Origin of the sequence: Nocardioides limicola, assembly GCF_016827675.1 — a bacterium.
In the GTDB taxonomy this organism is placed as follows: Bacteria; Actinomycetota; Actinomycetes; order Propionibacteriales; family Nocardioidaceae; genus Nocardioides; species Nocardioides limicola.
This window is the reverse complement of the sequence record NZ_JAERJA010000008.1, coordinates 105,307-129,860: the sequence shown is the minus strand read 5'-3', so window position 1 is coordinate 129,860 and position 24,554 is coordinate 105,307. Positions and strand designations below refer to the sequence as shown.

Here is a 24,554-nt window from a genome sequence, read left to right as displayed (position 1 = left end):
CAGCGTCCGAGTCTAGCCGCCGCCCCCGGGCAGCGTGGCAGCGCAGCCGACCCGCTCGGGCCGTCGGACCTACAGGTACTGGCCGGTGTTGGCGACCTGTTCGATGGACCGTCCGGGCTCGGTGCCCTGCTTGCCGGTGACCAGGGTCCGGATGAAGACGATCCGCTCGCCCTTCTTGCCGGAGATCCGCGCCCAGTCGTCGGGGTTGGTCGTGTTCGGCAGGTCCTCGTTCTCCTTGAACTCGTCCACGCAGGCCTGCAGCAGGTGCTGCACCCGCAGGCCGAGTTGCTGGTGATCGAGGAAGTCCTTGATCGCCATCTTCTTGGCGCGGTCGACGATGTTCTGGATCATGGCGCCGGAGTTGAAGTCCTTGAAGTACAGGACCTCCTTGTCGCCGTTGGCATAGGTGACCTCGAGGAACCGGTTCTCCTCGGTCTCGGTGTACATCCGCTCCACCACGGCCCGGATCATTCCGGTGATGCAGGCATCTCGGTCGCCGCCGAACTCCGCCAGGTCATCGGCGTGCAACGGCAGGTCGGCGACCAGATACTTGCTGAAGATGTCGCGGGCCGACTCGGCGTCGGGTCGTTCGATCTTGATCTTGACGTCCAACCGGCCCGGCCTCAGGATCGCCGGATCGATCATGTCCTCCCGGTTGGAAGCGCCGATGACCAGGACGTTCTCCAGCGTCTCGACGCCGTCGATCTCGCTGAGGAGTTGGGGGACGATGGTGTTCTCCACATCGGAGGAGACTCCGGAGCCACGGGTCCGGAACAGTGAGTCCATCTCGTCGAAGAAGACGATCACCGGAGTGCCCATGGACGCCTTCTCCCGGGCTCGCTGGAAGACCAGCCGGATGTGGCGCTCGGTCTCGCCGACGTACTTGTTCAGCAGTTCGGGACCCTTGATGTTCAAGAAGTACGACTTGCCGCTGCTGCCGGTCCGCTCCGCGACCTTCTTGGCCAGCGAGTTGGCGACAGCCTTCGCGATCAACGTCTTGCCGCACCCCGGGGGGCCGTACAGCAGCACGCCCTTCGGTGGCTTCAACTGGTGCTGCACGAAGAGTTCGGGGTGCAGGTACGGCAGTTCCACCGCGTCCCGGATCTGGTCGATCTGGCCGGCCAGGCCGCCGATCGAGTTGTAGTCGATGTCCGGGACCTCCTCGAGCACCAACTCCTCGACCTCGGACTTGGGCACCTTCTCGTAGACGTAGCCCGCGCGCGAGTCGAGCAGCAGCGAGTCGCCGGCTCGGAGCACCTCGTCACGCAGTGAGGCTGCGATCCGGACCACCCGCTCCTCGTCGGCGTTGGCGATCACCAGCACCCGGTCGCGGTCGGCGAGGACCTCCTTGAGCATCACCACCTCGCCCACCTCTTCGTAGGCGAGCGCAGCGACCACGTTGAGGGCCTCGTTGAGCATCACTTCCTGGCCGCGTGCCAGGGTCTCCACGTCGACGTTCGGGCTCACGTTCACCCGCAGCTTCCGGCCGCCGGTGAAGACGTCGACCGAGTCGTCCTCGTTGCGGTTCAAGAAGGTGCCGAAGCCGGCCGGGGGTTGGGCCAGCCGGTCCACTTCCTCCTTGAGGCGGGTGATCTGGTCGCGGGCCTCGCGCAGGGTGCCGGCCAGCCGTTCGTTCTGACTGGTCACGGCTGCGAGCGAGCGCTGGGTGTCAGCCAGGCGCAGTTCGAGTCCTCTGGACCCGGTCGGAGTCTCCGCCACGCGGCGGCGCAACTCCTCCACCTCGGCCTCCAGGAAACTCACCTGGGCAGCGAGTTCCTCACGAGTGTGTCCGTCCTGCGGTGCCGTCATCGAAGACCACCTCCTGCACTTGTGACCCTACCCTCGGCGGGGAGAAACGGAAGTAGGTTCGGGCAGTGTCAGGCAACGAATCGGTCTCGGTGTGGTCGCGGGGTCATCCCGGGTCGCTGACATCCAGGGGTACGTCGGCCGGCCGCGGTCCCGAGTAGTCGGGGCCGTAGGCGCCCGGTGCCGGGCGCCGCTTGCGCTGCGGGGGCTTGGCGCCGGGTGCCATCCGCCGGGCGGTGACCAGGAAGGCGGTGTGGCCGATCATCTTGTGGCCGGGTCGCACGGCGAGTCCTTCGACGTGCCAATCCCGCACCAGCGACTCCCAGGCCTGCGGTTCGGTGAACCCTCCGTGCACGCGCAACTCCTCCACCACCCGGGAGAGTTGGGTGGTGGTCGCCACGTAGACGCACACGATGCCACCGGGCACGAGTGCCCCTGCGACGGCCTCGAGGCACTCCCACGGGGCCAGCATGTCCAGGATCACCCGGTCCGCGCGGATCCCGGAGTCGGGAAGTCCTTCCGCGAGGTCACCGAGGCGCAGATCCCAGGCCGGATGCTCGCCGGAGAAGAACTGGGTGACGTTGCCCTTGGCCACGTCGGCGAACTCCTCGCGTCGCTCCCAGGAGACCACCGTGCCCAGCGGCCCTACCGCGCGCAGCAGCGAACAGGTCAGCGCGCCGGATCCGACGCCGGCCTCCACCACCACGGCACCGGGGAAGATGTCAGCCATCGCCACGATCTGGGCCGCGTCCTTGGGGTAGACCACCGCGGCACCGCGGGGCATGGAGACCACGAACTCGCTCAGCAGCGGCCGGAAGACCAGGTAGTCGCCACCGGCCGAGGAGCGCACCGTGAAGCCCTCCTCATGACCGATCAGCTCGTCGTGCTCCAGGTGCCCCTTGTTGCTGAAGAAGCGCTTGCCGGGCACCAGTTCGAAGTTGTGGCGGCGACCCTTCTGGTCGGTCAGCCGGACCCATTCGCCCGGGCGCAGTGGCCCACGGTGCACCCCTGACCATGCGTCGGGGTCGACGTCGTCGGGGCGTGCGGAACCGGGCTCGATCTCAGGCATGCGCGCAAGGGTAGTGCCCCGACCCGTCAGCGTCGCTCCCGGAACGCCCGGTCGACGTCCGCGGTGGCGAGTACGCCGTACAGGGCACCCTCGTCGTCGATCACCACGTACTCCTCGGCGGGCATCCGGCTGATCGCCAGCACCAACTCCTCGCCGCCGAGGCCGACCGGCAGAGCCAGGCCGTGGGCGACCTCGCGGGCCACCGCGGAGACCGGCACCCAGGGGCGGCGTTCCTCGGGCGTCGCCTGCACCGCTGCCTCGCTGACGATGCCCTGAGGGCGACCGTCCGGGGTGACCGTGACGATGCTGCCGGCCTCGGCCTCCTGGGCTCGGCGTACCGCCTCGGCCAGGGACACGTCGGCGGGCACCGCGACCGTGCGACGTGCCAGGTCGCGGACCTGCAGGGCCGGGAGCCGCCGTCGCAGCCGGGCCGAGGTCATGGCGGCCGTGGCGCCGGTCCACAGGAAGACCGCGATCACGCCGGCGAGCAGGTAGTCGAGCAGCCGTGGCGCGATGTCGAAGCCGTAGAGGAGCACCAGCGGCCAGCTGAGCAGCGCCACCGCCACGGCGCGACCGACCCACCCGGCGGCCAGTGTCCCGCGGTGGGCGTTGCCGGTGACGCCCCAGACGAGGGCCTTGAGCACTCGGCCGCCGTCCAGTGGCAGCCCGGGCACCAGGTTGAGGACTCCGACCAGCAGGTTGGCGAAGGCCAGCCCCTCCACGCCCAGCCGGAGCAGCCCGGGCGGGGTGACGAACCAGAGCGCGAGCGCCCCCAGACCCACCAGGATCGAGGCGATCGGTCCGACGACCGCGATCCAGAACTCCTCGCGGGGCTTGCGGGACTCGCGTTCCACCGCGGTCATGCCGCCCAGGAAGTGCAGGGTGATGGCGCCGACCGGGTACCCCAACCGGCGGGCCATCCAGGCGTGCGAGGCCTCGTGCAGGAGCACCGAGAGATAGAGGACCACCGCGAAGCAGAAGCCGGCCACATACTTCCAACCGCCGAGCCCCGGCTGCACCTGCTCGACACGGGGCGCGACGAGCACGGCGATCAACGCCGCCACCACGAACCAGGTCGGCGAGACCAGGACGTCACTGCCGAACACCTGGCCCACCTTGAGGTGGCCGGGCGGGCGGGCAGCACGACCCGTCGGGGGCGCGTCTTCGACTCCGTGGGACACACGACGAGGCTAGCGGACCGGCCGCCTGTCGGCGGGGTGACCTAGGGTCGTCCCATCATGACCGTGACGCCGAACTCCCCCGCCGAGGCCGTCTCCACGCCCGTGGACGGCGTCGAGGTGCTCGGCGCCCTCTCCCCCAGCCGTGCCGGTGACTTCCTCACCTGTCCGCTGCTGTACCGCTTCCGGGTGATCGACCAGTTGCCGGAGCCGACCAGTGTGGATGCGGTGCGCGGCACCTTGGTGCACAAGGTGCTGGAGGATCTCTTCGACCTGCCTGCCACCCACCGCACCCCCGAGCAGGCGGCCGCGATGGTCGAGCCGACGTGGCAACAGATGCTGGAGGCCGAGCCCGGCCTCGCCGAGGGGTTCGAAGCGGCAGGGGCCGAGATCGCCGAGTGGCTCGTGGCGTGTCGCCGGTCGGTGCAGACCTACTTCGAGCTGGAGGACCCTCGCCGGCTCGAGCCCGCCGAGCGGGAGTCCTACGTCGAGACCGTCCTGGACTCGAAGTTGCTGCTGCGCGGCTTCATCGACCGCGTCGACATCTCGCCCGAGGGTCTGGTACGCATCGTCGACTACAAGAGCGGTCGCAGCCCCGGTGAGATGTTCGAGGCCCGGGCCCTGTTCCAGATGAAGTTCTATGCCCTGGTGCTGTGGCGCAGCCGCGGGGTGGTCCCGTCCCTGCTGCAGTTGATCTATCTGGGCAACGGGGAGGTCCTGCGGTACGTGCCGGACGAGGCGGACCTGGTGGCGTGTGAACGCAAGGTCGAGGCCATCTGGCGGGCGATCCGGGCCTGTGAGGAGTCCGGGGACTGGCAGCCGCGGCGCGGTCCGTTGTGCGCTTGGTGCGCCCACCAGGCGTTGTGCCCGGCGTGGGGCGGGACGCCGCCGCCGCTGCCCGGCCGCGAGCTCACCTGAGACCGGATGTCACCGGGTCAGGCAACGACGCGTCAGCGACCCGGCACTCTCCCCGACCAGTGAGTCGATCAGGATGCGACCTGGCCCCGACGTGACCGGGACATGGTTGGGCACCGCGATCACGGTGCAGCCAGCCGTCTCGGCTGACGTGGCGCCGGTGTCGGAGTCCTCGATCGCCAGGCACTCCGGTGCCGATACACCCAACAGTCGGGCTGCCGTCAGATAGGGCTCGGGATGCGGCTTGCCCCGGGTGACCTGATCCCCGGTGACGACGACGTCGAAGGTGCCGGCCGGCAGCTGGTCGACGATCGGCCCGGCGAACCGGCGATACGACATGGTCACCAGGGCGCAGGGGACGTCGTGGTGTCGCAGGTCCGCAAGCAGCTCCCTGGCGCCGGGGCGCCACGGCACCGACTCCTGGACCCGGGCGATCACTCCGTCGAGGAGTCGCTCCACGATCTCGGCCGGGCTGAGGGTCAGCCCCATCTGCTGCTGGATGTAGCGGCCGGACTCCACCAGGTCGTTGCCGACCAGGGCCAGCGCCTGCTCCCGAGACCAGGTGGCCCCGTGCTCGGCCGCCAACTCGAACTCGGTCGCGATCCAATACGGCTCGGTGTCGACCAAGGTGCCGTCCATGTCCCACAGGACGGCCGCCGGCAACTCAGTCATCCGGGTCGTAGCCGAGGTTGGCTGAGAGCCAGCGCTCCGCCTCGGTCAACGTCCAGCCCTTCCGCCCGGCGTACTCGGCGACCTGGTCACGGTCCAACCGACCGACCACGAAGTACTGGGAGTCGGGGTGTCCGAGGTACCAGCCGGAGACGGCGGCGCCGGGCCACATCGCCATCGACTCGGTGAGCTGGATGCCTACCGAGGCCTCCACGTCGAGGAGCTCCCACAAGGTGAGCTTCTCGGTGTGGTCGGGGCAGGCGGGATAGCCGGGAGCAGGGCGGATGCCGCGATAGCGCTCGGCGATGAGCGCAGCGTTGTCGAGCTCCTCTTCGGCTGCATGCCCCCAGAACTCGGTGCGCACCCGCTGATGCAGCCGCTCAGCGAACGCTTCCGCGAGGCGATCGGCCAAGGCCTCCGCCAGGATCGCCGAGTAGTCGTCCAGGTCGGCCTTGAACGCCTTGACCCGCTCCTCCAGTCCGATCCCTGCGGTGACCGCGAAGGCACCGACGTGATCGGGCGTGCCGACCGGGGCGATGTAGTCACCCAACGACTTGTTGGCGATGCCCGCACGGTGCTCGCCCTGCTGCCTCAGGTGGTGCAGCCGCGCCCGTTCAACGGTCCGGTCCTCGTCGGCCCAGATCACCGTGTCGTCGCCGTCGCCGATCGCATTGGCAGGGAAGAGCCCGAAGACCCCTGAGGCGGTCAGCCACTTCTCCTCGATGAGCGTGTCCAGCATCCGCTGCGCGTCGGCATACAGCTTGCTGGCCACCTCACCGGTGGTGGGGTTGTGCAGGATGTCGGGGAACTTGCCCTTCATCTCCCAGGCGTTGAAGAACGGCTGCCAGTCGATGTACTCACGCAGTTCGGCGAGGTCGTAGTCGGCCAGGACATGGATACCGGGCGCGGCCGGTGCCGGCGGCACCGCAGACCAGTCCACCTCGGGGCGGTTGGCGCGGGCCGAGGCAAGGTCGATCAGCTTGCGGTCGGCCTTGTTGGCGTGCCGGGCGCGCAGGGCGTCGTAGTCCTCCTTGACGTCGGCCAGCAATCGCTCCTTGCCGGCCTTGTCGAGCAGCGCCGCGGCGGTGGGCACCGACCGGGAGGCATCCTTGACCCAGACCACGGCACCGTCGTAGCGACCGTCCACCTTGACCGCGGTGTGCGCCCGTGAGGTGGTGGCCCCGCCGATCAGCAGCGGGATGTCGAAGTTCTGTCGCTGCATCTCCGAGGCGACATGCACCATCTCGTCCAGGGACGGCGTGATCAGGCCGGAGAGACCGATGATGTCGGCGCCGACGTCACGAGCGGTGTCCAGGATCTTCTGGACAGGCACCATCACGCCGAGGTCGATCACTTCGTAGTTGTTGCACTGCAGCACCACACCGACGATGTTCTTGCCGATGTCGTGCACGTCGCCCTTTACCGTGGCCATCACGATGGTGCCGTTGGTCTCCTTGGCCGTGGCGAACTCGGGGTTGTCGATCTTCTCCTGTTCGATGAACGGGATCAGGTAGGCGACCGCCTTCTTCATCACCCGGGCCGACTTGACCACCTGGGGCAGGAACATCTTGCCGGCTCCGAACAGGTCGCCGACGACGTTCATGCCGTCCATCAGCGGCCCCTCGATCACCTCGATGGGGCGGCCGCCGCGGGCCGCGATCTCGGCCCGCAGCTCTTCGGTGTCCGCCTCGACGAACGCGTCGAGTCCCTTGACCAGCGCGTGCGTGATCCGCTCGCCGACCGGCAGGGTGCGCCACTCCTCGACGCCGGCCTCCTCGACCTCGCCGGTGCGGTTGTGCTCCTCGGCGATCTCCAGCAGCCGCTCGGCCGCGTCGGGGCGCCGGTTGAGGATGACGTCCTCGATCCGATCCCGCAGCTCGGGCTCGACCTGGTCGTAGACCACCAGAGCACCGGCGTTGACGATGCCCATGTCCAGTCCGGCCCGGATCGCGTGGAACAGGAAGACCGCGTGGATGGCCTCACGGACCGGGTTGTTGCCGCGGAACGAGAAGCTGACGTTGGAGATGCCTCCGGACACCAGCGCGCCGGGCAGGTTCTCCTTGATCCAGCGGGTCGCCTCGATGAAGTCGAGGCCGTAGGAGGCGTGCTCCTCGATCCCGGTGGCGACCGCGAACACGTTCGGGTCGAAGATGATGTCGCGGGGGTCGAAGCCCACCTCGTCGACCAGGATCCGGTAGGCGCGCCCGCAGATCTCCTTGCGGCGCTCCAGGGAGTCGGCCTGACCGTCCTCGTCGAAGGCCATCACCACCGCCGCAGCGCCGTACTTGCGGCACAGCCGGGCCTGGGCCACGAACGACTCCTCGCCCTCCTTGAGGCTGATCGAGTTGACGATCGGCTTGCCCTGCACGCACCGCAGACCGGCCTCGATCACCTCCCACTTGGAGGAGTCGATCATCGCCGGCACCCGGGAGATGTCGGGCTCGGAGGCGATCAGCTTGCAGAAGCGGTCCATGGCCGCGACGCCGTCGATCATCCCCTCGTCCATGTTGATGTCGATGATCTGGGCGCCGCTCTCCACCTGCTGGGCGGCGATGCTGAGGGCGGTGTCGTAGTCGCCGTCCTTGATCAGTCGCCGGAACCGGGCCGAGCCGGTGATGTTGGTGCGCTCGCCGACGTTGACGAAGAGGGAGTCCTCGTCGAGCACCAACGGTTCGAGACCGGACAGCAGCATCGCCTCGCGACGCGACACAGGCACCCGCGGGGACACATCGGCCACCGCGGCCGCGATCGCGCCGATGTGGTCGGGGGTGCTGCCGCAGCAGCCGCCCACCAGGTTCACCAGCCCGGCGGTGGCGAACTCGCCGACGGTCGCCGCCATCTGGTCCGCGGACTCGTCGTACTCACCGAAGGCGTTGGGCAGGCCGGCGTTCGGGTACGCCGAGACGAACGTGTCCGCCACCGTCGCCAGGTCGGACAGGTAGGGCCGCAGTTCCTTCGCACCCAGGGCGCAGTTCAGGCCCACCGCCAGCGGCTCCACGTGCCGGATCGAGTGCCAGAACGCCTCGGTGACCTGGCCCGACAGGGTCCGGCCGGAGGCATCGGTGATGGTGCCGGAGACGATCACCGGCCAGCGACGCTGCCGCTGCTCGAAGAGGGTGAGCAGCGCGAAGATGGCCGCCTTGGCGTTCAGCGTGTCGAAGATCGTCTCGATCAACAAGATGTCGGCGCCGCCGTCGACGAGCCCCTCGGCCTGCTCCAGGTACGCCTCGACCAGTTCCTGGTAGCTGACGTTGCGGGCGCCGGGGTCGTTGACGTCCGGGGAGATCGACGCGGTCCGGTTGGTGGGACCCATCGCGCCGGCGACGAAGCGGGGCCGCTCCGGCGTGCTGACCGCGTCGACGGCCTGGCGGGCGAGCCTGGCAGCGGCCAGGTTCATCTCCCGGGCCAGGCCCTCCATGCCGTAGTCGGCCTGGGCGATCCGGGTGGCGCCGAAGGTGTTCGTCTCGACGATGTCGGCGCCGGCGGCCAGGTACTCGGCATGGATGGAGGTGATCATCTCCGGCTGGCTGAGCACCAGCAGGTCGCTGTTGCCCTTCACGTCCGAGGGCCAGTCGGCGAACCGCTCCCCCCGGTACTCGCTCTCACCGGGGCTGTGCCGCTGGATCATCGTGCCCATCGCCCCGTCGAACACCAGGATCCGCTCCGCCAACAGTCCGCGCAGCTGGTCGGTGGCGTCCGGTCGGACGTTCAGTTCCTCAGGCAACGATGCAGCCTTCCTCGACGGTGGTACCCGGTGTCGTGGGCCAGCCTAGGCATCCCTGACCGGGGCGGGACCTGATTACCGAATCGTGACACCGCAGACACCGGCCCCAGAAATCCCCGCAGGCCGTGCCCCCGCCGGGGAACCTGCCTGCACCCGCGTCCCGAATCCCGTTGACCTGGCGTCTACGCTGAACCGGTGATCGAGATCGACGACGTCAGCGGCCTGGTCGACCCGGTGGTGATCGCCGCGTTCGAGGGATGGAACGACGCGGCCGAGGCGGCCTCAGGTGCGGTCGACCACCTCCTCGACGTCTGGGACGCGCAGGTGGTCGGAGCCATCGACCCCGAGGACTTCTACGACTTCCAGATGAACCGGCCCACCGTCGGCACCGATCCGAACGGGCACCGGCGGCTGACCTGGCCGAGCACCCAGATCGCGGTGGCCTCCCCTCCGGGGTTGCACCGCGACGTGATCCTGGTGCGTGGCATCGAGCCGAACATGCGCTGGCGGCAGTTCTGCGCCGAGATCCTGGCCGGCTGCGACGAGCTCGGCGGGCGACTGGTGGTCACCTTGGGCGCCCTGCTGGCCGACACCCCGCACACCCGGCCGATCCCGGTGACCGGCACCTCCACCGAACTGGAGTTGGTGGACCGACTGAAGCTCGAGCAGTCGACCTATGAGGGGCCGACCGGGATCGTCGGCGTCTTCCAGGACGCCTGCACCCGGCTGGACATCCCCGCCGTCTCCTACTGGGCGGCGGTGCCGCACTACGTGGCGCAGCCCCCGTGCCCGAAGGCGACCCTGGCGCTGCTGGGCCAGATCGAGGACCTGCTGCAGACCAGCATCCCCCTCGGCGAACTCCCCGAGGACGCGCGAGCATGGGAGCGCGGCGTCAACGAACTGGCCGAGGAGGACGAGGACATCGCCGAGTACGTGCGCAGCCTCGAGGAGAGCCGGGACACCGCCGAACTGCCGGAGGCCTCCGGTGAAGCGATCGCCCGGGAGTTCGAGCGCTACCTGAAGCGGCGCGACACGGAGTGATCCGGGCGGCGGCTCAGAGCGACAGCCCCAGCGCCGCGTCCAGCAGGGAGCGGATCAGTACGGCGGCGTCGGGGTCGCTCGTGTCGGCCAGGCCGTTCGTGCCCAGTGTCGCCTCCACCCAGGCCTGCACCGATGCCACCGCCGTCGGCGCGTCCAGGTCGTCGGCCAAGGCGGCCAGGGCCTGCTCCACCACCGGCAGCGCAGGCGCTCCGGCGCCCAGCGCCAGGGCACGCCGCCACTGAGTCAGCGTGTCCACCGCGTCGAAGAGCTGTGCGTCGGTCCACTCCCAGTCGTCGCGGTAGTGGTGGCGCAGCAGGCTCAGCCGGATCGCCATCGGGTCGATCTCGCTCAACCGCAAGGCGTTCACGAAGACCAGGTTGCCCCGGGACTTGGACATCTTGTGACCGTCGTACCCGACCATGCCGGCGTGGGCGTAGGTGTGCGCGAAGGGATGCTGTCCGGTCGCCACCTGAACCTCTCCGGCGCACATCTCGTGGTGCGGGAAGACGAGGTCGGCGCCGCCGCCCTGGATGTCGAACGGCACTCCCAGATGCTGCAGCGCGATCGCGGCACACTCGACGTGCCAGCCCGGGCGGCCGGGACCGAAGGGACTCTCCCAGGCCGGCTCACCGGGACGCTCGGCTCGCCACAGGACACAGTCGAGGCGGTCCCTCTTGCCGGGTCGGTCCGGGTCACCGCCGCGCTCCGCGAAGAGGGTGAGCATGGTGTCGCGATCCAGTCGGGAGACCCGCCCGAAGGCGGGGTCTGCGTAGACGTCGTAGTAGAGGTCGCCGTCCACGTCGTACACCGCATTGCGGGACTGCAGGCGCTGGATCAACTCCACCACCAGCGGGATCGACTCGACGGCGCCGACGAAATGGGTGGGCGGCAGCACCCGCAGCGCCTCCATGTCGGTGCGGAAGAGTTCGGTCTCCCGCTCGGCGAGCTCGACCCAGTCGATGCCGACCTTGTCCGCACGCTCCAGCAGCGGGTCGTCGACGTCGGTGACGTTCTGGGTGTAGAGCACCTCGTGGCCGGCGTTGCGCCAGGCCCGGTTCAGCAGGTCGAAACCGACATAGGTGGCGGCGTGACCCATGTGGGTGGCGTCGTAGGGAGTGATCCCGCAGACGTACATCCGTGCCGCGCCGTCGGGGTTGGTCGGTCGTAGGGTCCTCGATGAGGTGTCGTGCACCTGCACGACGGGTCCGGTCACCGGTAGCTGAGGGACCTCGGGGGCTGACCATCCACGCATGTCGGCAGCCTAACCAACCACCTCACAGCGGCGGCCACGGGATCATCGGTCGATCCGCTGCCGGTGCCGGCAGGTGGCCCTCGCGGAGCAGGTGCCGGCAGCGTCTGGCCAGGGCGGCGACCTCGCTGGCGTCCAGGAGCGACCCCAGTGCGGCGCCGAGCGTGTCGCCGAGGGCGCCTTCCAGCGCCACCAGGGCGAACCGCTCCTCGGCGAGCAGGTCCGCTCCGGCCCACCCCCACAGCACGGTACGGAGCTTGGGTTCGACGTGGAAGCAGATGCCGTGGTCGACCCCGAGACGCCGTCCGTCGGCCATCCCGAGGATGTGCCCGCCCTTGCGGTCGGCGTTGTTCGTGACCACGTCGAAGACGGCCAGTCGACGCAACGCCGCGCTGTCCTCGTGCACCAGGCAGACCGGCTGCTCCTCGGCGTCGTACCCGTCGAACACCCGGATCATCCCGGCACCCACCTGAGTCGGCCGAACCACGTCGACGGGTCGCTGGTCGGGATCGGGCTCACACCACTCCTGCAGCATCCCCGGACCGTGCGGGCCGTCGCCGAGCCAGGTGCGGGGCACCAGTTGCCAGCCCATCGCCTCGGAGACCAGATGCGCCGCCACCTCCCTGCCGGCGAGCGTGCCGAGCGGGAAGTCCCAGAGGGGCCGCTCCCCCGCGACCGGTTTGTACACGATCCGGCGGCCCTGGTGCTCGGCCAGGAAGGTCGCGTTGCTGGCCGGCAGGATCCGTCCGACCAGCGCCACCTCGCTCATGGGTCCCGACGCCGGAAGCCGTTGGCCCGTACGCACAGGTGGCCGTTCGGGTCGATCGCCTCGCCGCAGAAGGGACATCCGGGACGGCCCGCCCGGACCACCTGGACGCAGCGTTTGACGAAGGCCCTGGCGTCCCGGGGGCTGATCCTGACCAGGAAGACCTCGTCGGGCTCCGGCTCGTCCTCGTCGGGGCCCGGGATCCCGGTCACCGGGATCGGGAAGACCTCGATCACCACCCGCTGATCGTGAGGATCCCAGGACAGGGTCATGGTGCCGGCGCGGAACTCCTCCTCGATCGGCTGGTCCAGCGGACCGCTGTCGTCCAGGTCCAGCGGCGCCATCGCCGGGACCACCGCCTCCGACCCGGCCTTCATCACCTGGTCGAGCAGATCGTCCACCCGCTCGGCCAGCGCACTGACCTGCTGCTTCTCGATCGCGACCGAGGTGATCCGGACCCCGGCGCGGGCCTGCAGGAAGAAGGTCCGTTGCCCAGGCTCACCGACGGTGCCGGCAACGAAGCGCTCCGGCGGGTCATAGAGGTGCACCTGCATACGGCCAGCCTAGGGCCACCCCGTGTCGACCATCGGGAGGGCCGTGAGGGGTGGGCTCTCACCCTGGGGCAGCCGCCCCGCCGAGGGTGGACCGGGCGCGGCTGCGGCGCTTCGTGGGCGGGGAGAGCCAGGACAGGTCTCCGGCGTGCGTGTTCATCCCCAGCACCGACGGCCGCTCGGCGTCGTACCGGATGATCGAGAGCGAACCCGGGCCGACGCTGATCCGCTGGTACAGGTCGAGGTGCATGCCCAGTGCGTCGGCCAGGATCGTGCCGATCAGGTCACCGTGGCTGACGGCCAGCCAGACCGCGGACGGGCCGTGCAGGTCGGCGACCCCAGCGTCGATGCGCCGAACCGCGGCCACCGCCCGGTGCTGCATCGCCGCCAGCGACTCGCCGCCGGGGAAGGTGACCGCGGAGGGCTGCTGCTGCACGGTGCGCCACAACCGCCGGCGTCGCAGGACGCTCAGTCTCTCCCCCTGCCATTCGCCGTAGTCGCACTCGATCAACGCCCGGTCGACGGTCAGCGGTGGCGCGGTCGGGTGTCCGTCGACCAGGAGCCGCGCGGTCTGCTTGGTGCGTGGCAGCGGGCTGGTCACCACGCTCACCAGCGGTACGCCGGCCAGCCGGACCGCGGCGTCCCGGGCCTGGTGCCGACCCACCTCGTCCAGGCCCACGCCCGGCAGTCGCCCCGCCAGCACTCCCTCGGAGTTCGCGGTGCTGCGGCCGTGTCGAGCCAGGATCACTGTCGCCATGGGCTGCAGGCTACTGGTTCAGGCGCTGAGCACCCCGGAGAAGAGCAGCCCCAGCGTCAGCGACCCGAGCAGCACCCGGTAGATCACGAACGGCAGGTAGGAGTGGGTCGAGACGTAGTGGAGCAGCCAGGCGATCGCGGCGTAGCCGACGGCGAACGAGACGATGGTGGCGGTGATCGTCGGACCCCAGCCGTACGCGTTGTCGCCGTGCGGGATCTCCCTCAGCTCGTACAGCCCCGCCCCGATCACGGCAGGGATGGCCAGCAGGAACGCGTACCGGGTGGCCGCGGCGCGTTCGAAACCGAGCATCCGGCCCATCGTGATGGTGGCCCCGGAGCGGGAGACGCCCGGGATCAGGGCCATCGCCTGGGCGAACCCCATCAGGATCGCGTCCCGGAGGGTGAGCTCCTTGATCTCCCGGTCCTTGGGGAACAACAGGTCCGCAAGCCCCAGCACCAGACCCATCACCACCAGCGCGGTGGCGATGATCCACAGGTTCCGGAAGTCGTTCTCGATGATGTCCTTGCCGAGCACCCCCAGGACCACGATCGGCAGGGTGCCGATGATGATGAACCAGCCCATCCGGGCGTCGAGTTGGCCCCGGTACTCCGGGTGCACCAGTGACTTCAGCCAGGTGCTGCCGATCCGCCAGATGTCCTTGCGGAAGTAGAGCAACACCGCGACCTCGGTGCCGATCTGGATCACCGCCGTGAACGCCGCCCCCGGATCTCCCCACCCCAGCATCTCCGGGAAGATGCGCAGGTGCGCACTGCTGGAGATGGGCAGGAACTCGGTCAGTCCCTGCAGCGTGCCGAGCACCACGGCCTTCAACAGATCCCACACGGGCCGCAACACTACTGGCCCGCATCGACGCCTCGCGGGCGCCTCACCGGCGAGCCGTGGGCCCCGTCGGCGGCGTGGCTGACTACGGTTGCTCCATGCAGCAACGCAGGGTGGGTACGACGGGCCTGAAGGTCTCCCGGCTCGGCTTGGGCACCATGACCTGGGGCCGGGACACCGACGAGCACGAGGCCCGTGATCAGCTGATCACGTTCGCCGAGGCCGGTGGCACGCTGGTGGACACCGCGGCCGGCTACGGCAACGGCGCCTCCGAGGAACTGATCGGCCGGCTGTTGGGTGACGTGGTCGGCCGCGACGACGTGGTGCTGGCCACCAAGGCCGGCGTGTCAGCGCGCCGGGGCGAACGGCAGTACGACACCTCACGCGGCCGACTGCTGACCGATCTCGATGCCTCACTGGCCAGGCTCGGCACCGACCATGTGGACCTCTGGCAGGTGCACGTGTGGTCGGACGAGACTCCCCTGGAGGAGACGCTCAGCGCCTTGGACACCGCAGTGTCCACGGGCAGGGCCAGTTATGTCGGGATCTCCAACTACACCGGCTGGCAGACCGCGTGGTCGGCCACCTGGCAACGGGCCGTGCCCGGCCGGTCACCCCTGGCGTCGACCCAGGTCGAGTACTCGTTGTTGAACCGGAGCATCGAGGCGGAGGTGCTGCCCGCAGCGGAGGCGATGGGATTGGGCGTGCTGCCCTGGTCGCCCTTGGGGCGCGGGGTGCTGACCGGGAAGTACCGCACCGGCACGCCGGTGGACTCTCGGGCGGCCTCCACCCATTTCGCCGGCTTCGTGGAGCCCTATCTCGACGACCACGGCCGGACGATCGTCGAGGCCGTGGCCAGGGCAGCGGACGGCCTCGGCTGGCGGCCCCTCGACGTGGCGCTGGCCTGGGTGCGGGACCGTCCCGGGGTCACCGCACCGATCGTCGGCGCACGGACCGCAGCCCAGCTGCGCGACATCGTGGCCGCGGAGGACAGGGAGCTTCCGAAGGAGATCTCCGCAGCACTGGACGACGTCTCGGAGCATTAGGTGGCCAGACAGCGACGGGCACCGACACGGGCCGTGGAGTGGGAGTTCGACCACGTGCACCTGCCGCGCACGCTGTCCAGGCACGCGGTGACCCGGCTGCTGGTCGAACGCGCCGAGTACGGCGGCTGGGAGCTGGACCGGGTACGCATCGCCCACGACGGAGTACGCCGGGTCCGGCTACGCCGCAGGATCATCCGGCAACTGCGACCGACGTACCTGCTCTGACGCATCGCCTTCTGGGCCAGTTCCGCACCCTCGCCGGTCATTCACGGCCTCACGTCGGTGGCGAAAAAGGTGAGCGGCTCCGCCACTCCCCAGAAGGCCAGCCCAATCCCCATCCCGGCCGCGAACAGCAGTCATGGTTGCCGAACGCATGCACCCAGACAGAACCGCGGCGCGTCGACGTCGCCCCTCGATGCCACGCATCGGCCCTTCCTTTGCTAGTGTTTCCCCGCACTCGTCCGGGTGGCGGAATTGGCAGACGCGCTAGCTTGAGGTGCTAGTGCCCGTATTAGGGCGTGGGGGTTCAAGTCCCCCCTCGGACACCGATGAGAGGCCCCGAACCATTGAGGTTCGGGGCCTCTCTGCTCGTCCAGCGCGGCCAGTGGCCCGCCGAATCGAGAGCCGCCGAATCGCACACCACGCTCGCCCCTCCACTCCCGGGACCACTAGAGTCCGTGAGGTCCGGATCTTCACACCCTGGAGGCTCCACGTGAACGACGTCGACACCACCCCCCTCGACGAGAAGCGCGGCATGTTCAGCTCCCGCCGCGTCTTCATCCTGGCCGCGATCGGCTCCGCAGTCGGACTCGGCAACATCTGGCGGTTCCCGTACGTGGCGTACGAGAACGGCGGCGGCGCATTCGTGCTGCCCTACCTGGTCGCCCTGCTCACCGCAGGGATCCCGTTCCTGCTGCTCGACTACGCGCTCGGACACCGCAACCGCGGATCGGCACCCCTGTCCTTCGCGCGTCAACACCGGGCCACCGAAGGGCTCGGGTGGTGGCAGGTGGGCATCTGCTTCATGATCGCCGTCTACTACGCGGCGGTGCTCGCATGGGCCGCCCGCTACACGATCTTCGCGGTCACCGAGGCCTGGGGCGACGACCCGGCAGGCTTCTTCATCGGAGAGTTCCTGCGGGTCGGCGACACCACCATCTCCACCGAGATCGTGATGGGGGTGGCGCTGCCGTTGGCCCTGGTCTGGATCGCGTTGCTGGTGGTGCTCTCGCTCGGCGTCCAGAAGGGCATCGGCGCCACCGCTGTCGTCTTCATCCCGATCCTGCTGCTGACCTTCGGGGCGCTGGTGGTGCAGGCGCTGCTGCTCCCCGGTGCCGCGCAGGGCCTCAACACCCTGTTCACCCCGAACTGGGAGGCGCTGACCCATCCCGGCGTCTGGGCGGCCGCCTACGGGCAGATCTTCTTCTCGCTCTCCATCGGGTTCGGGATCATGATCACCTACTCCTCCTACGTGCGTCGCAAGACCGACATGCCCGGCTCCGGCCTGGTGATCGGCTTCTCCAACTCCGGGTTCGAACTGTTGGCCGGCATCGGGGTCTTCGCCGCCCTTGGCTTCATGGCCCAGGCCTCCGGCGTCGCGGTCACCGAGGTCGCCAGCGGAGGCATCGGGCTCGCGTTCATCGCGTTCCCGGCGATCATCAGCGAGGCGCCGCTCGGGGTGCTGCTCGGCGTCCTCTTCTTCGGGTCGCTGGTGCTGGCCGGCTTCACCTCGCTGGTCAGCGTGATCGAGGTGGTGATCTCGGCGGTCCGGGACAAGTTCGAGATGACCCGGGTCGGCGCCACCGTCGCCGTGTCGGTGCCCGCAGCCGTGCTGAGTCTGCTCTTCTTCAGCACCACCTCAGGCCTGCACGTCCTCGACATCCTGGACAACTTCATCAACAAGTTCGGCATCCTGGCCGTCGCCGTGGTGAGCATGGTGGTGATGGCCTGGCTGGTCCGGGCGCTCGACCCGCTGGCGGCCCATCTGAACCTGCACACCTCGGTACATATCGGCCTGTGGTGGAAGGTGCTGGTGGCCGCGGTCGCGCCCCTCGCGCTGAGCTACGTGCTGGTGCTTGAGTTCCGGGACGCCGTGCGCACTCCGTACGGCGATGGCGACTACCCCGCATGGATGATCGGCACCTTCGGCTGGGGAGCCGCGCTGGCTGTCCTGGTCTTCGGCCTGGTGGCGACCCTGGTGCCCTGGCGAACGGGTACGTCGTTGACGTCACCGGGCGAGGTCGACCGAGCGTCCACGACCGGCGAGGAGGTGCGTTGAGATGAGTACCGAAGCGATCGTGATGATGATCGTGTCGATGTTGATCATCTGGGGAGGGCTCGCCCTCGCGGTGGCCAATCTGAGCCGGCGCAGTCCTCGCGACTGACGGTTCAGGCGTCCCGGAAGGCCCGGTGGATGGCACGCCCGAGGAACTCGCCGAGCTCCTCGGGCGTCCAGTCATCGGCACCGTCGAGCATCGACCTCAATGCTGCCTCGCAGGAGGACAGGAAGAGCTCCACGAGCACCGGAAGTTTGCGATCCAGGTCCTCGGTGTGCCACCACCGCTGCATGGCCGGACCGATCCACGCCGCCGCCTGCTGGGTGAACGCCGCCCGGCCGGCGTCGAAGCGCTCCCTGATCGCGGGATCAGGTTGGCCGGCGAGCAGGAGTCGCCAGGTCCCGGGCTGCTCCCCCGCCAACCTCAGCCAGGTCTGGAAGCCGGTGACGAACGCCTGCTCGGGGTCGTCGCTGACGCCGGTGCTGCGCAACGCCTGCACCACCACGTCCGCCAGCCGGTGCTGCTCCCGGTCGAGCAGGGCCTCGATCATCTGCACCCGGTCGGCGAAGCACGCGTAGACCACCGGGCGAGTGACACCCAACTCCTCGGCCACCGCACCTACTGTGACTGCACCCAACCCGCGCTTGACCGCGACCTGCAGCGCCGCGTCCAACACCTGCGGGCGGCGGCGGTCCGGCCCCAGATGGGCGGCACGCACCCGCTCAGCGGTGGTTCGGGTCGAGGTGGGCATGTGCGGAGCCTACCGCCTTTCCTGCACTCTTGTATCTTTTTCCTACATCGGCGTAGGATTCTGGTCGTCCACCCACTGGTGACCGGTCGCGACCCGCGACCCCGGCAAGGAGAACCTGATGCCACCCACGGCGTACACCCCCCACGAGGACTACGGGTTCTTCGGGCCCGACTCGATCACCTGGAAGGTCTGGAGCTACCCCACCTCGTTGACCGTCGGGTTCATCCGCGCGGTCGTGGTGGAGGAGCTCGACCCGGCCCTCGTCGCCGCGGTCGACAAGACCCACGACATCTACAAGCGACCCCGCACCCGCTACGACCGCACCCTGCGCTACTTCGCGATGGTGGCTTTCGGCGGCTCCCGGGAGACGTCCAAGGCTGCCGACGTCCTGGTCCGGATCCACTCCAAGGCGATCGGCCACGACCCGTACAGCGGCGAGCCGTACGACGCCAACGACCCGCACTCGCAACTGTGGATCCACCTCACCGCGTGGCACTCGATCCTCTACTCCTACGAGAAGTACGGGCCGGGCCGGCTCAGTGCCGAGGAGGAGGCGCGCTACTGGCACGAATGTGCGGTCGCCGCGGAACTGCAGACCTGCTCCCCCGACGACGTGCCGACGACACGCGAAGGGATCGCCGCCTACTTCGAGCAGATGCGGCCGACCCTGTCGGGGTCGCCGATCGCCCGTCAGGCGATGGACCACCTGCTCGACGGCGCCAGCCTCGTCTCCCCCCTGCCCCGGCTGCTGTCCCCGCTGACCTGGGCAGTCAACGCGGTGCTGCGGGCCGGCGTCATCGCCACCCTCCCCCGCTGGATGCGGGAGCTGAGCGGGATCAGGCAGCCGCGCGTCGTCGACGCGCTGGTGGTGCCCGTGCTGCGGGTGGCGTTCGTGGTCCTGCACCTGAGCAAGCGCGCCGAACTGCGCGTGCTCGGCATGATCTCCCCCGGCACGGTGCCGGTCGCCGCGCCGGTGCTGCTCGGCATCCCGCCCCTGACCGCCGAGGTGATCACGCCTGCCGAGGCGCGCGCCCGGTACGGGTACGACAAGCCTGCCGAAGCACATCTGGAGTGGCGCGCCAAGCAGCACGCGAAGGTCTTCGGAGAGGGCGGGGCTCCCAGCGACGCCGGGCTACGAGAGTCCGAAGCCATCCTCGGCCCACTCTCCGAGGCCGGCTGAGAGGCCTCGACTACTGTCCCACCATGACTGATTCAGCGGCCCTCACCTCGCAGCTGCACACCATGGTGCCGATCCTGGGCGCCATGGGGGTGGAGCTGATCGAGGCGGAGCCGGGCCGAGCCGCGTGCCGACTCCCGGCGGAACCGAACGTGAACCACTTCGGGGTCTCCTACGCCGGCTCGCTCTTCTCGGCCGCGGAGATGCTGGGCGGGGTGATCAGTCTGACCTCCTTCCCCCTCGACGGCTTCGTGCCGATCGTGAAGCGAGTCTCCATCGACTTCCTGCGACCCGCCAGCACCGCGGTGGTGGCCAGCGTCTCCCTCGACGACGCCGAGATCGAACGGATCCGGACGGAGGCGCTGGACCGCGGCAAGGCCGAGTTCGACCTGCGGTCAGAGCTCGTCGACGAGGAGGGCACCGTGGTGGCCGCCACCACCGGCACCTATCAACTGCGACGGTTCTGACCCGGCGGCGTCGCCGCGTCGGCGCCTGCGATCAGGGGTGCAGGCCGTGCCGGCGGAAGACGTCGATCGGGTCAACCGGCACATCCCCGGACACCCGGACCTCAAGGTGCAGGTGCGGGCCGGTGGTGTTGCCGGTGGTGCCGACGTACCCGATCACCTGACCCGGGCCGACCTGGTCGCCGACCGCGACGTCGACGGCGCTCTGGTGGCAGTACCAGACCTCGGTGCCGTCGTCGTGGGTGACCACGGTCTTGTAGCCGTACGCGCCGTCGTACCCGGCGCTGGTGACGGTCCCGGCCGCGACGGAGTGGATCGCGGTGCCGTAGCCGGTGGCGAAGTCCAAGCCGGTGTGCACGCGACGCCACAGCCGGCTGCGCGCACCGAAGGTGCCGGTCAGCCGGTAGGACTCCAGCGGGAGCACCCAGCGGTCCGCATCGGGGAGGATGCGGCTGCCCCGCACCAAGGTGTACGGCGCCGCCGGCTCGGGCGCCGACATCACCAGCGCCCACGCGGTGGGCGTCACCGGGGACGCGGTTGCTACGCCGGTGCAGACCACCAGCGCCACCACACAGCCCCCGATCAGTCGCCTCACCATCATCGCTCCACTCGTTTCTCACTCGGCGCAAACCACACAACTGCGCCACGAACCGGCCACCGATCGCAACTTCGGCGCCTCCCTCGCGTGATCGGGGTCACTCGGCGGACCCCTCGTCCACGCTCAGCGGGCCCCGATCCTGCGAGCGACGTCACATCCCTTGCCGATCAGGCAGGATGGACCTCATGGAGGAGGCAGCGCACCACCCCGAGACCCCTGACCCCGACCCGGCCGGCGAGGTCGTGGAGCTGTGTCGCGACCTGCTGCGGATCGACACGAGCAACTACGGTGACGACTCAGGGCCGGGGGAACGCAAGGCCGCGGAGCACGTGGCGGCCCTCCTCCATGAGGTCGGCATCGACTGCACGGTCACCGAATCCAGCCCCGGCCGCACCAGTCTGATCGCTCAGTGGGGCGGTGCCGCCGACCGGGATGCCCTGCTGATCCACGGACATCTCGACGTGGTGCCCGCGGCCGCCGAGGACTGGCAGATCGACCCCTTCTCCGGTGAGGTGGTCGACGGCTACCTGTGGGGACGGGGCGCGGTGGACATGAAGGACTTCGACGCGATGCTGCTGTCGGTGGTCCGGGCCCGCACCCGGGCCGGCAGGATCCCGGACCGGCCGATCGTGCTCAGCTTCACCGCCGACGAGGAGGCCGGTGGACACCTCGGCGCCCAGCACCTGGTCGAGAACCACGCCGACGAGCTCGCCCACTGCTCCGAGGCGGTCGGTGAGGTGGGCGGTTTCAGCACCACCGTCCGCGGACAACGGCTCTATCTGATCGAGGCGGCCGAGAAGGGCATGGCCTGGCTCCGACTCACGGCGCGGGGCCGGGCCGGCCACGGCTCGATGATCAACGACGACAACGCCATCACCCGCCTCGCCACCGCGGTGGCGAGGATCGGCACCCACGAATGGCCGGTCCGGCTCACCCCGGCGATGCAGACCCTGCTCGCCTCGGTCGCCGAACTGGCCGGCACCGAGGCGACCCCGGAGAACGCCGATCAACTCATCGACGAGTTCGGCAGCGCCGCCCGGATGCTCGGGGCGGTGATCCGCAACACCTGCAACCCGACGATGCTGGGTGGCGGCTACAAGGTCAACGTGATCCCGACCGAGGCGACCGCCCACGTCGACGGCCGCTTCCTGCCCGGCTACGAGGACGAGTTCTTCGCCACCTTGGCCCAGCTCTGCGGGGACGACATCGAGATCGACCCGGTGAGCCATCAACAGCCCTGGCAGTCCGACTTCGGCACCCCGCTGGTGGAGGCGATGACCCGGTCACTGCTCGCCGAGGACCCCGACGCGCTGGTGGCGCCGTTCCTGATGAGTGGCGGCACCGACGCCAAGCACTTCCGCAAGCTGGGCATGAGCTCCTACGGGTTCACTCCCCTGCGCCTGCCGGCCGACCTGGACTTCACCGCGCTCTTCCACGGCGTCAACGAGCGGGTGCCGGTCGACGCACTGACGTTCGGCGCCCGGGTCTTCGACCGATTCCTGGACGAGGTGTGATGTTCACGGTCGGCTTCGTGCCGGGGGTGACCCCGACGAAATGGTTCCGGCGCTGGCAGGAGCGACACCCGGCGACCCCGGTCCGAGGGTTCCGGGTCGAGCAACAGGAGCAGTGGGCGGCACTCGCCGCCGGTGAGGTGCGGATGCTGCTGGCCCGCTACGACGCCGCCTTCAACCGGCCCGAGGAACTGCATCTGATCCCCCTCTACGACGAGCAGCCCGTGGTGATCGCCCCGGCCGACCACTTCGTCGCCGCGGCCGAGGAGGTCGAGCTCACCGAACTGGACGGCGAACTGGCCGAGTACGCCGACGCGGTCCTGTGGGCGGACCGGGTGGCCACCGTCGCTGCGGGCGCCGGCCTGCTGCTGGCGCCGATGGCCGTCGCGCGGGAGTTCCACCGCAAGGACCTGATCTGGCGGCCGGTCACCGACGCCGCGGTCACCTCCGTGGGCCTGGCCTGGCCGCGCGCCGACGAGGACCCGCTGATCGAGGAGTTCATCGGCGTGGTGCGCGGCCGCACCGCCAACAGCACCCGGGGCAGGGCCCCGAAGCAACCCGGACCGGCCCGGACGGTCACCGCGCAGCGGTCAGCCGCCCCCGGCAAGGCGCGGAAACCGGCCAGGAGTGGTTCCGGCCGCGCCGGGCCCCGACGGCGCAGTTCCGGCCGCTGAGCCTCACCAGCCGGTCGGCAGCGGCCGGCCCTCGTGGAATCCGGCGGCAGTCTGCACGCCGATGACCGCTCGCTCGGCGAACTCGGCCAGGGTGCGGGCGCCGGCGTACGTGCACGAGGAACGCACCCCGGCGAAGATCTGGTCGATCAGGTCCTCCACGCCCGGGCGTTGCGGATCCAGGTACATCCGCGAAGAGGAGATCCCCTCCTCGTAGAGGCCCTTCCTGGCCCGGTCGAACGCCGACTCGTCGGTGGTCCGGTTGGCGACCGCTCGCGCCGACGCCATCCCGAAGGAGGTCTTGAACTCCCGGCCGTCCGAGTCGACCATCAGGTCGCCGGGTGATTCGTGGGTGCCGGCGAACCACGAGCCGATCATCACCGCCGACGCGCCGGCGGCCAGCCCCAGCGCCACGTCCCGGGGGTGTCGCACGCCGCCGTCGGCCCACACGTGCTTGCCCTGCTCGGCCGCTGCGGCGGCACACTCCAGCACTGCGGAGAACTGCGGCCGACCGACCCCGGTCATCATCCGGGTGGTGCACATCGCACCGGGCCCCACGCCCACCTTCACGATGTCCGCGCCGGCGGCCAGCAGGTCGCGGGTGCCCTCGGCGGAGACGACGTTGCCGGCCACCACCGGGACCTGCGGGTCCAGGGCCCGGACCAGCCTCAGCGCCTCCAGCATCCGCTCCTGGTGACCATGCGCGGTGTCCACCACGAGCGTGTCCACGCCGCTGCTCAGCAGCGCCTCGGCCTTGGCTGCCACGTCGCCGTTGACTCCGATGGCCGCAGCCAGTCGCAGCCTGCCGGCCGGGTCGGTGGCCGGCTCGTACAGGGTCGCCCGGAGCGCCCCGATGCGGGTCAGCACCCCGACCAGGCGGCCCTGCTCGTCGATGCCGACGGCGAACGCCGCCCGGGCGGCATCGATCGCGTCGAAGGCGGTGCGCGGATCGGTGTCGGCCGGCAGCCTCACCAGGTCGGTGGTCATCACCTGACCCACCTGGGCGAACCGGTCCACCTCGGCACAGTCCTGCTCGCTGACCACTCCGATCGGGACCCCGTCGCGGAGCACCACGGCAGCCCGGTGGGAGCGCTTGGGGATCAGCGACAGCGCCTCGGCGACCGTCTGATGCTCGGTGAGCTCGATCGGGGTGTCGAAGACGAGGTGGCGACGCTTGACCCAGGCCACTACGTCCGTGACCACCGGGATCGGGATGTCCTGGGGCAGCACCACCAGTCCCCCGCGCCGGGCCACCGTCTCCGCCATCCGTTTGCCGGCGACGGCGGTCATGTTCGCCACCACCAGCGGGAGGGTGGCGCCGGTCCCGTCGTGGGTGGCCAGGTCCACGTCGTACCGGCTGGTGACGTCGGAGGTCTGCGGGACCATGAAGACGTCGTCGTAGGTCAGGTCCATGTCGGGAGGTCCGTCGAGGAAGCGCACCCCGCCAGTATCCACGCCCACCCCACGCCGACTTGGGCCCCATCCGCCCCGACTT

The 24,554-nt window shown here is 69.7% G+C and carries 24 protein-coding genes and 1 tRNA gene; 11 read left to right on the top strand and 14 right to left on the bottom strand.

The genetic code is table 11. The annotated features are described in order from the left end of the window. Positions 1–69: 69 nt before the first annotated feature. The 3 genes from arc to JKG67_RS14025 all read right to left on the bottom strand — a co-directional run bounded on the left by arc (position 70) and on the right by JKG67_RS14025 (position 4,056). A complete protein-coding gene (gene arc / locus JKG67_RS14035; protein WP_203337945.1) occupies positions 70–1,809 on the bottom strand; it encodes a proteasome ATPase in 1,740 nt (579 codons plus the stop codon). A 103-nt stretch (positions 1,810–1,912) separates the two neighbouring features. Beyond that, a complete protein-coding gene (locus JKG67_RS14030) occupies positions 1,913–2,875 on the bottom strand; it encodes a tRNA (adenine-N1)-methyltransferase (protein WP_203337944.1) in 963 nt (320 codons plus the stop codon). A 26-nt stretch (positions 2,876–2,901) separates the two neighbouring features. Beyond that, positions 2,902–4,056 (bottom strand): M50 family metallopeptidase, encoded by a 1,155-nt coding sequence (locus JKG67_RS14025; RefSeq protein ID WP_307816573.1) that lies wholly within the window; start codon positions 4,054–4,056, stop codon positions 2,902–2,904. Between the two features lie 57 nt (positions 4,057–4,113). On the opposite strand from JKG67_RS14025, the gene JKG67_RS14020 reads away from it, so the two are divergent. After that, a complete protein-coding gene (locus tag JKG67_RS14020; protein WP_203337943.1) occupies positions 4,114–4,971 on the top strand; it encodes a RecB family exonuclease in 858 nt (285 codons plus the stop codon). Between the two features lie 9 nt (positions 4,972–4,980). Here JKG67_RS14020 and JKG67_RS14015 read toward each other — a convergent pair whose 3' ends face one another. Next, entirely contained in the window at positions 4,981–5,640 is a 660-nt protein-coding gene (locus JKG67_RS14015) for an HAD family hydrolase (RefSeq protein ID WP_203337942.1), read from the bottom strand. Then, entirely contained in the window at positions 5,633–9,361 is a 3,729-nt protein-coding gene (gene metH, locus JKG67_RS14010; RefSeq protein ID WP_275403380.1) for a methionine synthase, read from the bottom strand. Before metH ends, JKG67_RS14015 begins: the two co-directional genes overlap by 8 nt. A gap of 195 nt (positions 9,362–9,556) precedes the next feature. Between metH and JKG67_RS14005 the strand changes: the two genes are divergently transcribed. Continuing rightward, entirely contained in the window at positions 9,557–10,402 is an 846-nt protein-coding gene (locus tag JKG67_RS14005) for a PAC2 family protein (RefSeq protein WP_203337941.1), read from the top strand. Positions 10,403–10,415: 13 nt separating this feature from the next. On the opposite strand, the gene mshC is transcribed toward JKG67_RS14005, so the two are convergent. From mshC to JKG67_RS13980, 5 genes are read right to left on the bottom strand one after another with little or no spacing between them, the layout of a single operon-like run. After that, a complete protein-coding gene (gene mshC / locus JKG67_RS14000; protein ID WP_203337940.1) occupies positions 10,416–11,654 on the bottom strand; it encodes a cysteine--1-D-myo-inosityl 2-amino-2-deoxy-alpha-D-glucopyranoside ligase in 1,239 nt (412 codons plus the stop codon). Positions 11,655–11,676: 22 nt separating this feature from the next. After that, entirely contained in the window at positions 11,677–12,420 is a 744-nt protein-coding gene (locus JKG67_RS13995; protein WP_203337939.1) for an SCO1664 family protein, read from the bottom strand. Then, positions 12,417–12,971, bottom strand: coding sequence for a DUF3090 domain-containing protein (locus tag JKG67_RS13990; RefSeq protein ID WP_203337938.1), 555 nt, complete (start codon positions 12,969–12,971; stop codon positions 12,417–12,419). The genes JKG67_RS13995 and JKG67_RS13990 overlap by 4 nt, the downstream gene beginning before the upstream one ends. A 58-nt stretch (positions 12,972–13,029) precedes the next feature. Further along, positions 13,030–13,725 carry an MSMEG_4193 family putative phosphomutase gene (locus JKG67_RS13985; RefSeq protein WP_203337937.1) on the bottom strand — a complete coding sequence of 232 codons (696 nt, stop codon included), beginning with the start codon at positions 13,723–13,725 and terminating at the stop codon, positions 13,030–13,032. A gap of 18 nt (positions 13,726–13,743) precedes the next feature. After that, positions 13,744–14,568 (bottom strand): undecaprenyl-diphosphate phosphatase, encoded by an 825-nt coding sequence (locus JKG67_RS13980; RefSeq protein WP_203337936.1) that lies wholly within the window; start codon positions 14,566–14,568, stop codon positions 13,744–13,746. A gap of 95 nt (positions 14,569–14,663) precedes the next feature. Between JKG67_RS13980 and JKG67_RS13975 the strand changes: the two genes are divergently transcribed. Both JKG67_RS13975 and JKG67_RS13970 read left to right on the top strand, forming a co-directional pair. Further along, positions 14,664–15,611: an aldo/keto reductase gene (locus tag JKG67_RS13975; RefSeq protein WP_203337935.1), complete on the top strand. Its 948-nt coding sequence runs from the start codon at positions 14,664–14,666 to the stop codon at positions 15,609–15,611. Then, entirely contained in the window at positions 15,612–15,836 is a 225-nt protein-coding gene (locus tag JKG67_RS13970) for a DUF5703 family protein (protein WP_372442099.1), read from the top strand. A 41-nt stretch (positions 15,837–15,877) separates the two neighbouring features. Here the strand turns inward: JKG67_RS13970 and JKG67_RS13965 are convergent, their stop codons facing one another. Continuing rightward, positions 15,878–15,964, bottom strand: a complete 87-nt coding sequence (locus JKG67_RS13965; RefSeq protein ID WP_275403385.1) for a BCCT family transporter — start codon at positions 15,962–15,964, stop codon at positions 15,878–15,880. Between the two features lie 106 nt (positions 15,965–16,070). Here JKG67_RS13965 and JKG67_RS13960 point away from each other — a divergent pair. The 3 genes from JKG67_RS13960 to JKG67_RS13950 all read left to right on the top strand — a co-directional run bounded on the left by JKG67_RS13960 (position 16,071) and on the right by JKG67_RS13950 (position 17,995). Continuing rightward, a tRNA-Leu gene (locus JKG67_RS13960) sits at positions 16,071–16,156 on the top strand. Between the two features lie 167 nt (positions 16,157–16,323). Next, positions 16,324–17,889 carry a sodium-dependent transporter gene (locus tag JKG67_RS13955; protein ID WP_203337934.1) on the top strand — a complete coding sequence of 522 codons (1,566 nt, stop codon included), beginning with the start codon at positions 16,324–16,326 and terminating at the stop codon, positions 17,887–17,889. 1 nt (position 17,890) lies between these two features. Beyond that, complete coding sequence (locus JKG67_RS13950; protein WP_203337933.1) at positions 17,891–17,995, top strand: methionine/alanine import family NSS transporter small subunit; 105 nt, start codon at positions 17,891–17,893, stop codon at positions 17,993–17,995. A 4-nt stretch (positions 17,996–17,999) separates the two neighbouring features. Here JKG67_RS13950 and JKG67_RS13945 read toward each other — a convergent pair whose 3' ends face one another. Then, positions 18,000–18,638, bottom strand: coding sequence for a TetR/AcrR family transcriptional regulator (locus JKG67_RS13945; RefSeq protein WP_203337932.1), 639 nt, complete (start codon positions 18,636–18,638; stop codon positions 18,000–18,002). Positions 18,639–18,756: 118 nt separating this feature from the next. Here JKG67_RS13945 and JKG67_RS13940 point away from each other — a divergent pair, with 118 nt between their 5' ends. Both JKG67_RS13940 and JKG67_RS13935 read left to right on the top strand, forming a co-directional pair. Then, positions 18,757–19,818: an oxygenase MpaB family protein gene (locus JKG67_RS13940; RefSeq protein ID WP_203337931.1), complete on the top strand. Its 1,062-nt coding sequence runs from the start codon at positions 18,757–18,759 to the stop codon at positions 19,816–19,818. Between the two features lie 23 nt (positions 19,819–19,841). Continuing rightward, positions 19,842–20,282: a PaaI family thioesterase gene (locus JKG67_RS13935; RefSeq protein WP_203337930.1), complete on the top strand. Its 441-nt coding sequence runs from the start codon at positions 19,842–19,844 to the stop codon at positions 20,280–20,282. Between the two features lie 31 nt (positions 20,283–20,313). Here the strand turns inward: JKG67_RS13935 and JKG67_RS13930 are convergent, their stop codons facing one another. Beyond that, positions 20,314–20,880, bottom strand: a complete 567-nt coding sequence (locus tag JKG67_RS13930) for a M23 family metallopeptidase (protein ID WP_203337929.1) — start codon at positions 20,878–20,880, stop codon at positions 20,314–20,316. Between the two features lie 182 nt (positions 20,881–21,062). Here JKG67_RS13930 and JKG67_RS13925 point away from each other — a divergent pair, with 182 nt between their 5' ends. Further along, on the top strand, positions 21,063–22,391 hold the full coding sequence (locus JKG67_RS13925; protein ID WP_203337928.1) for a M20/M25/M40 family metallo-hydrolase: 1,329 nt from the start codon (positions 21,063–21,065) through the stop codon (positions 22,389–22,391). Then, positions 22,391–23,062: a LysR substrate-binding domain-containing protein gene (locus tag JKG67_RS13920; RefSeq protein WP_203337927.1), complete on the top strand. Its 672-nt coding sequence runs from the start codon at positions 22,391–22,393 to the stop codon at positions 23,060–23,062. Before JKG67_RS13925 ends, JKG67_RS13920 begins: the two co-directional genes overlap by 1 nt. Positions 23,063–23,065: 3 nt before the next feature. Here JKG67_RS13920 and JKG67_RS13915 read toward each other — a convergent pair whose 3' ends face one another. Beyond that, the gene (locus tag JKG67_RS13915; RefSeq protein WP_203337926.1) at positions 23,066–24,499 is read right to left on the bottom strand and encodes a GuaB1 family IMP dehydrogenase-related protein; all 1,434 of its coding nucleotides are present in this window, start codon (positions 24,497–24,499) and stop codon (positions 23,066–23,068) included. Between the last annotated feature and the right edge of the window lie 55 nt (positions 24,500–24,554).

Coding starts and splice junctions, on each gene's coding strand:
- JKG67_RS13995 (WP_203337939.1), bottom strand. CDS start 12,420: ATGAGCGAGGTGGCGCTGGTCGGACGGATCCTGCCGGCCAGCAACGCG.
- JKG67_RS13975 (WP_203337935.1), top strand. CDS start 14,664: ATGCAGCAACGCAGGGTGGGTACGACGGGCCTGAAGGTCTCCCGGCTC.
- JKG67_RS13925 (WP_203337928.1), top strand. CDS start 21,063: ATGGAGGAGGCAGCGCACCACCCCGAGACCCCTGACCCCGACCCGGCC.
- JKG67_RS13950 (WP_203337933.1), top strand. CDS start 17,891: ATGAGTACCGAAGCGATCGTGATGATGATCGTGTCGATGTTGATCATC.
- arc (WP_203337945.1), bottom strand. CDS start 1,809: ATGACGGCACCGCAGGACGGACACACTCGTGAGGAACTCGCTGCCCAG.
- JKG67_RS14020 (WP_203337943.1), top strand. CDS start 4,114: ATGACCGTGACGCCGAACTCCCCCGCCGAGGCCGTCTCCACGCCCGTG.
- JKG67_RS13945 (WP_203337932.1), bottom strand. CDS start 18,638: ATGCCCACCTCGACCCGAACCACCGCTGAGCGGGTGCGTGCCGCCCAT.
- mshC (WP_203337940.1), bottom strand. CDS start 11,654: ATGCGTGGATGGTCAGCCCCCGAGGTCCCTCAGCTACCGGTGACCGGA.
- JKG67_RS13930 (WP_203337929.1), bottom strand. CDS start 20,880: ATGATGGTGAGGCGACTGATCGGGGGCTGTGTGGTGGCGCTGGTGGTC.
- JKG67_RS14015 (WP_203337942.1), bottom strand. CDS start 5,640: ATGACTGAGTTGCCGGCGGCCGTCCTGTGGGACATGGACGGCACCTTG.
- JKG67_RS14030 (WP_203337944.1), bottom strand. CDS start 2,875: ATGCCTGAGATCGAGCCCGGTTCCGCACGCCCCGACGACGTCGACCCC.
- JKG67_RS13990 (WP_203337938.1), bottom strand. CDS start 12,971: ATGCAGGTGCACCTCTATGACCCGCCGGAGCGCTTCGTTGCCGGCACC.
- JKG67_RS13935 (WP_203337930.1), top strand. CDS start 19,842: ATGACTGATTCAGCGGCCCTCACCTCGCAGCTGCACACCATGGTGCCG.
- JKG67_RS13940 (WP_203337931.1), top strand. CDS start 18,757: ATGCCACCCACGGCGTACACCCCCCACGAGGACTACGGGTTCTTCGGG.
- JKG67_RS13920 (WP_203337927.1), top strand. CDS start 22,391: ATGTTCACGGTCGGCTTCGTGCCGGGGGTGACCCCGACGAAATGGTTC.
- JKG67_RS13985 (WP_203337937.1), bottom strand. CDS start 13,725: ATGGCGACAGTGATCCTGGCTCGACACGGCCGCAGCACCGCGAACTCC.